We start from the raw sequence: 6387 nt of genomic DNA, 5'->3' as shown, positions 1-6387 counted from the left end.
AGAGTATTGGCAAAAATAAATAACCTTTTATTAGATCACGAAAGACTTTTGCAAGAGGTCTATTGATTAAGATATCTGTACTTTTCAATAACTTTTTCAGCAAACCCTAATTGGGGTTTACTGAATAAATCTAAAAACCTTGTTGGATAATATCTTTAGGCTTTTTTGAAATCAAAAAGTGCCAGCCATTGGAGGAATCGGGGGGAAAATTAAGGCACTTTTTCCCTGAAAATTAGGTAATTGACCCCCTGAAAATGGGTAAAACCCTACACCCCACACCCTGCCCCACGAAAAACTTTTTCAGCAGACCCTAATTGGCACTGTGAATTTATCTGTCGCCTGTAAGACTTTTGATAATCTTTTTAGCCAATCGCTCATTAATTTCTCGATGTCTGGGAATTGGTTCTGTTTTTCCAGTATCTGGATTATGGTAAATATCGTGTTTCCCTCCACGTCTAATCAAATAGCAGCCCGCTTGCTCTGATTGTGCAATTAAATCATGTCTTTTCATGCGAGTTCAAACTCTGCAACTCTCTTGATTCCGGGGATTTCTTCCGTAGTAAATGTTTTGTAGAGATCGACCAAGTTTTCGATTAATTCTTCTAAGTCAACACCTTGGGTCCAATGATCTGGAAATTCATTCAAATAGCCCAAGAACATCCCATCTGATTCTTTCCAATATGTATATGGAATCTTCATGGTGAAATCCTCATTCTGCGTTGCTAAAGATATTAAGTTGACCCCTATTATAACTGAATTGCTCCCAAGCCACGATCAGCTTTATTATCAGGGTTGGCAGCGAGATTGCCGCCTTACACTTCGTTAATGCAGCCGACAAAATCGGCGATCGCTAATTTAGACGGATTTAGGTGTTGGCTGTTGGGTTTCGCTTTCCCTGAGAATTGAGAGGTTTTCTTTAACCTATTTATTCCCTCAACCGAACCTACAAAATTAGACTTTGATTAAGTATTGACTGATTCTAGATGCCTGAAAATCTGTTCTCTTAAATTATCCAAATAATTCTCTACCACATCCCAAACTGTATTAAGGTCAATTCCTCCTAAATAATCATGTACTAAAATATTCCTAAAACCAGAAATATTACGCCAGTCAACATCGGGAATATTTGCCTTTAATTCCTCCGAAAGCCGTTGAGTTGATTCTGCCAAGGTTTGTAAGCGTCTAATGATGGCATCGCTGATCATTGAATTAGCAAAAAACTCCTGTTTTCCTCCTTAGGAATACTCCTTAATTTTATCAATACAGTCTAAAATATATCCAAGATAAACTTGATCTTCATTCATAACTTAATTGCCTCCTTTAAGATTCGCTGTTTAATTAGATGATGAAGGCTTTTTTCAGTTACTACATCCACTTTACACCCTAAGAGATCCTCTAAATCAACTAATAATCCACCGGGAAACCAAGGGGATGTTTTAGCTAAATCATAATCAATTAAAAAATCAATATCACTATTTTCAGTTTCCTCACCTCTAGCAACGGAACCAAATACACGCACATTAAAAGCACCATGTTTGGTGGCAATTTTTAGGATATCCTCTCGTTTGTCTTGTATGAGTTGTTTTAGGGTCATAAAATAACATCCATCGCGAAGGTTTTTAATGAACAATTAACAGACTAGACTAGAAAAAACTAAATACTGATAACAATTATCGTCGGTTGGATTGACCCAAGGAAACCCAACAAAAGGTCATCAGAAGCGATCGCTCATTCAGACAGATTTAGGTGTTGGGTGTTGGGTTTCGCTTTCCCTTAGAATTGATACCATTTTTCATAAGTAATGGCAGAGATGGTTAATCGCCCTCACCCCTAACCCCCCACCCCCCAACCTCCCACCCCCCCGATGTCGGGGGGCAAGGGGGGGGTAAGATACCTGCCAAGAATAAAGAAAAATGGTATGAGAGGTTTTCTTTAACCTATTGATTCGCTCAACCCAAGAAAAAGAACTAGACCGCACCTAATTGCCGTAGGGCTTCCATAACCGCTTCATAGGCCGCCGCGTTTCCTTGCTGGCGGAACAGTTCGGCGGCTTGTCGGAAATCTCTGATCGCTTTTTCCGTTTCTTGTCGAGAGTAATAAAGAACCCCCCGATTGGCGTAAGCCAGGGCCAATTGGGGATTAATGTTGAGCGCCTGATTGTAATCGGACAGGGCGAGGTCGGATTTCCCCTGATCGTTGTAAAGAAACCCCCGATTGTTGTAAGCTTCGGCTAATCGGGGATTAATGTTGAGCGCCTGATTGTAATCGGACAGGGCGAGGTCGGATTTCCCCTGTCCGTAGTAAAGAAGCCCCCGATTGTTGTAAGCCACGGCTAATCGGGGATTAATGTTGAGCGCCTGATTGTAATCGGACAGGGCGAGGTCGGATTTCCCCTGATCGTTGTAAAGAGTCCCGCGATTGTTGTAAGCTTCGGCTAATCGGGGATTAATGTTGAGCGCCTGATTGTAATCGGACAGGGCGAGGTCGGATTTCCCCTGTCCGTAGTAAAGAAGCCCCCGATTGTTGTAAGCCAGGGCTAATCGGGGATTAATGTTGAGCGCCTGATTGTAATCGGACAGGGCGCGGTCGGGTTTCCCCTGATCGTAGTAAAGAGTCCCGCGATTGTTGTAAGCTTCGGCTAATCGGGGATTAATGTTGAGCGCCTGATTGTAATCGGACAGGGCGAGGTCGGGTTTCCCCTGTTCGTAGTAAAGAAGCCCGCGACCGTTGTAAGCTTCGGCCAATCGGGGATTAATGTTGAGCGCTTTGTTGAATTCAGCGAGGGCGAGGTCTGGTTTCCCCTGTCCGGCGTAAAGAAGCCCGCGATTGCTGTAAGCCAGAGCTAATCGGGGATTAATGTTGATCGCCTGATTGAAATCGGACAGGGCGAGGTCTGGTTTTCCCTGTACGGCGTAAAGAAACCCGCGATTGTTGTAAGCTTCGGCTAATCGGGGATTAATGTTGAGCGCCTGATTGTAATCGGACAGGGCGAGGTCGGGTTTCTCCTGTTGTTCGTAAAGAAACCCGCGATTGAGGTAAGCCTCGGCGTATCGGGGATTAATGTTGAGCGCTTTGGTGAATTCAGCGAGGGCGAGATCGTATTTTTTCTGTTGGATGTAGCCAACTCCCCGGTTATAGTGGTCGATCGCGTCTTGATTGTTCCCTTGAGCGATCCGGGTTTCGGCTGGTTGTCGGCCCTCTAGCGCCATGACGGGGCGAACAGTCGCGAGGGTGGAAAGGCTGATTAGGCTAACGGTGGTAAGAAGGGCAAAGGATTTCATGGCTAGTTCCTCACTGGGGATGATTTTAAATTCTACTTAGGGTTGGCTGAATATCGGTGTAAATCCTGCTAAAAAAGGTTTTTGGGCTAAAAAAGCCTAAAAATATTATCCAACAAGGTTTTTAGATTTATTCAGCAACCCCTACTTAATTCATAGGCTGCTTTTTTGGGAATATACAGAATAGGCTTTTTTTGTCTAAAAAGCACTAGGCTACTACTATCTAAAGTAATTAGAAAGTAGTAAGAGCGATCGCTTTTTTTTAAATCCTACAGTAATCATAGCAATTATTGTCGGTCAAACTTATCTTTTCTCCTGGTGTAAATCGTCAATTAATTACCTTACTCCTCTTCTCTACTCATGAAAGTAGCGACTAAGAAATTCTTGGGGAGTAATGATGGGGATATTTTCAAAGTCATGTAATGTTAGTAAATCTAAATCTCCTGTAATAATAACTTCTGCTTGAATAACTATAGCGCTCGCTAAAATAACAGCATCATCTGCATCTCTAAGTGGAGGAACTTCTAGTAGTCTGTCAACACAAGGTTGTATAAGTTCTTGAACGATAGTCATCAGGTATGCAGTTGTATATCCACAATATTGTTTTCGAGATTGGAGTTTGGGTCGTTCTAATGTATCTTCTATATCAGCTAAGATCTTTTGGGAGGCAAAGATTGTAATTCTTTGATTTTTAGCTAATTTAAGGATTTTACCCGGAACTCCTCCCCACAACAATCCTGAAATCCAAACATTGACATCTACAACAACTTTCATGAGTTGGCGCGTCTAATTTGGCGAGCTTCTTTAATCATCTGGCTAATCTCAGCCATAGTCGGTTGATTGGGGTCTGGTTCCATTGCTTCTAGTCGCTCAAAGAATTGCTCTAGATTGACTTTATCTTGATGAACTTTTTTGAGAATGATGGAGTCTTCCGTCAGGGAAATCATGTATTTATCTCCTGGGTTGAGGCGGGTTTGAACTTCAGGAGGAAGTTCGAGGTTTCCTTCTCGATTGATTTGTATGAGTAGCTCTTTGGTCATCAGCTTCAAAATCAACTTTATTAACTTTAGCTGTTAAACAGACTTTATAAATAATCTGATCAAGTTAATTATATATATTTTAGCGAATTTTTCAAGCTAGGGCTTGCTACCTTGGAATCTAATCTGGGAATTGATGACCCTCAGCGATTCGCGTCTGGAGAGGTAATGTTTCTCCCTCTACATTTATACTACCCCAAGAGAGTCCTTCCACAGAATCAATACCACTGGCTACTTGATAACCACCCCCTGAACGCTTAAGATGAGATTATGAGTGATTCGGAGAAAAAAATATGTCAGGATACTACGATGACTGTTTTGACCACATTACTGATCCTGTTCAACGGAATTCTGTTCGCCAGCAATGGTTACAGATGGTTGACGGAGGTTTATCTATTGCCGATGTTAGGATGCTACTAGATAAGTACCCAGATTTTCGGTTTGTGATTGGTCGGTGGATTTCCACGAAGCCTGAAAGTCTCGGTTTTGGTGATAATACAATAGACAGGTTAAAAGAGTTTGTTGCTACTTTGCCTGAGTTTAAAGATGTATTTGATAAGTATGTTTCTCAACTTGTTTCATCAGATCAGTATCGACAGGGGTAACTTAAAAAACTTGCAACTATATTTCCTCAGTTTAAACAAGTGGCTGAACAGCGTATAAAAGAGAATGAAGAAGAAAGAAGAAAAGCAAATGAAAAACGTAGAAAAGATGACGAACTAAGAATAATAGAACTGATGAGCGAACAAAACAAAAGAGAAGAAGCAGGACGATGGTATACTGATACACCATACTAGCCGTAGTGGACTGTTTCAGCTAATTTGGTGTATTAGAAAAATGCTATAAATTCTATAATCTAAGACTTTAAGCCGAAATCTATTGCCCTATTTTAGCTGAAACAGTCCACTACACGCTAACTCAAGCAAATCTCGATTATCTACAAGAATCAGTTGATATTGCGATTCTCAAGATTAAGGAGGAAACCGAGCAAAAAGTAATGAGAGGGTTGTTTTAAGTTTGTATCTGTGCTACTTTTAAAAGTGGTTTTATCATATTTTTTCTGGTTTATTTAGCTTAACTTTTCAAGGGAAAACACCTAGAATATACCATATTTTTCTGGCACTAATTTGTAAAGTAGAGTTGATGCTTAATACTTCTACTGTTACTCTACCTATTGGCGTTTTTCCTGCGATTTCAAAAGTTTTATTATCGACAAGAAAATGTTCTTCCCATTTGTCTATACGAGGATTAAATAAGCGAAATACTTTTTCTGTCACTGGATCAATTCCCTCAATACGAGCTAATTTATGAAGATTGCAAATACGACATGATAGAGCTAAATTTTATGGTTTATCTTCCCCTTTTTTAGAGAGGGGAACAATGTGATCTACTTCAAAAGCAAGATTAAAAATAATCTCTGGTGCATGACAATATTCACATCTATGTTTTGCCCTTTTCGCAACGAGAGTATATTGGGGATGGGTCATTTCAGTTATCAGTCATAAGTTGTCAGTAATTACTACCTGAAGTCGATAGCTTTAAATCAGTTGAAATCAGAAAAATTTTAATTTTTGTTCCCTTGAAAAGAGATGCTTGTTACCTTTTGCTCTTGATTATAAATTAATCATTATCTTGAATCTGTTTGATAATTCTTTTCCCTCTTTGAATACTTGCTTGTAATTCTTCCTCAATTAAAGCTGTTAATTCTTGCTGTTTTATCGCAGAAAAATCAGTCTCAGAAGCTAGAGATTGATGAAATTCTTCCATCAGTTCTTGTAAACGTTCTTGTTGCTGTTTGCTGAATAAATTATCAGGACGGAAACGCTGTAAAATCACTAATGTCTCACCCATATTTTCACCTTCAGCAATTAAACTTGTTTCCATAAGATCCAGTGCTTGACCTGGAGTCAAACCACTTGTTTCTTGGTTGCCACAAATTGCTTTATATCTGAACTTCCCCCGTATAAACATACTAGCTATGGCTAAAAGTCTTACAGAGCCTGAGTTAAAGCAATATAATACTAATGGACTACTGGACACAAAATCCTGAATTCCTTACGCAGATAGGGTTT

11 protein-coding genes and 1 pseudogene are annotated in these 6387 nt (G+C 40.1%); 2 read left to right on the top strand and 10 right to left on the bottom strand.

The features are described 5' to 3' along the window. Positions 1-328: 328 nt before the first annotated feature. The 7 genes and pseudogenes from IM500_RS00695 to IM500_RS00665 form a co-directional block, all read right to left on the bottom strand. The gene (locus IM500_RS00695; RefSeq protein WP_190718922.1) at positions 329-511 is read right to left on the bottom strand and encodes a type II toxin-antitoxin system HicA family toxin; all 183 of its coding nucleotides are present in this window, start codon (positions 509-511) and stop codon (positions 329-331) included. Next, complete coding sequence (locus IM500_RS00690; RefSeq protein ID WP_190718926.1) at positions 508-699, bottom strand: type II toxin-antitoxin system HicB family antitoxin; 192 nt, start codon at positions 697-699, stop codon at positions 508-510. The genes IM500_RS00695 and IM500_RS00690 overlap by 4 nt, the downstream gene beginning before the upstream one ends. A 263-nt stretch (positions 700-962) precedes the next feature. Further along, positions 963-1304: pseudogene (locus IM500_RS00685) on the bottom strand (HepT-like ribonuclease domain-containing protein). Beyond that, positions 1301-1594 (bottom strand): nucleotidyltransferase family protein, encoded by a 294-nt coding sequence (locus tag IM500_RS00680; protein WP_002733639.1) that lies wholly within the window; start codon positions 1592-1594, stop codon positions 1301-1303. The pseudogene IM500_RS00685 and the gene IM500_RS00680 overlap by 4 nt, the downstream one beginning before the upstream one ends. 373 nt (positions 1595-1967) lie before the next feature. Next, on the bottom strand, positions 1968-3281 hold the full coding sequence (locus IM500_RS00675) for a tetratricopeptide repeat protein (protein ID WP_287737409.1): 1314 nt from the start codon (positions 3279-3281) through the stop codon (positions 1968-1970). A gap of 351 nt (positions 3282-3632) precedes the next feature. After that, on the bottom strand, positions 3633-4052 hold the full coding sequence (locus tag IM500_RS00670; protein WP_287737407.1) for a putative toxin-antitoxin system toxin component, PIN family: 420 nt from the start codon (positions 4050-4052) through the stop codon (positions 3633-3635). After that, the gene (locus tag IM500_RS00665) at positions 4049-4318 is read right to left on the bottom strand and encodes a hypothetical protein (RefSeq protein WP_287737405.1); all 270 of its coding nucleotides are present in this window, start codon (positions 4316-4318) and stop codon (positions 4049-4051) included. The genes IM500_RS00670 and IM500_RS00665 overlap by 4 nt, the downstream gene beginning before the upstream one ends. Before the next feature lie 290 nt (positions 4319-4608). Here IM500_RS00665 and IM500_RS00660 point away from each other — a divergent pair, with 290 nt between their 5' ends. Then, complete coding sequence (locus tag IM500_RS00660) at positions 4609-4920, top strand: hypothetical protein (RefSeq protein ID WP_242034510.1); 312 nt, start codon at positions 4609-4611, stop codon at positions 4918-4920. Between the two features lie 39 nt (positions 4921-4959). Beyond that, positions 4960-5112 (top strand): hypothetical protein, encoded by a 153-nt coding sequence (locus IM500_RS00655; protein ID WP_186814291.1) that lies wholly within the window; start codon positions 4960-4962, stop codon positions 5110-5112. Positions 5113-5397: 285 nt separating this feature from the next. On the opposite strand, the gene IM500_RS00650 is transcribed toward IM500_RS00655, so the two are convergent. From IM500_RS00650 to IM500_RS00640, 3 genes are all read right to left on the bottom strand, one after another. Continuing rightward, positions 5398-5592 (bottom strand): hypothetical protein, encoded by a 195-nt coding sequence (locus IM500_RS00650; protein ID WP_199328716.1) that lies wholly within the window; start codon positions 5590-5592, stop codon positions 5398-5400. A 66-nt stretch (positions 5593-5658) separates the two neighbouring features. Beyond that, a complete protein-coding gene (locus IM500_RS00645) occupies positions 5659-5802 on the bottom strand; it encodes an HNH endonuclease (RefSeq protein WP_199328717.1) in 144 nt (47 codons plus the stop codon). Between the two features lie 133 nt (positions 5803-5935). Beyond that, the gene (locus IM500_RS00640; protein ID WP_287737404.1) at positions 5936-6355 is read right to left on the bottom strand and encodes a hypothetical protein; all 420 of its coding nucleotides are present in this window, start codon (positions 6353-6355) and stop codon (positions 5936-5938) included. Between the last annotated feature and the right edge of the window lie 32 nt (positions 6356-6387).

Source organism: Microcystis sp. M179S2 (genome assembly GCF_020245805.1).
Taxonomy (GTDB): domain Bacteria; phylum Cyanobacteriota; class Cyanobacteriia; order Cyanobacteriales; family Microcystaceae; genus Microcystis; species Microcystis aeruginosa.
The sequence above is the reverse complement of the archived record's forward strand: the minus strand, read 5'-3'. Positions and strand labels throughout refer to the sequence as shown.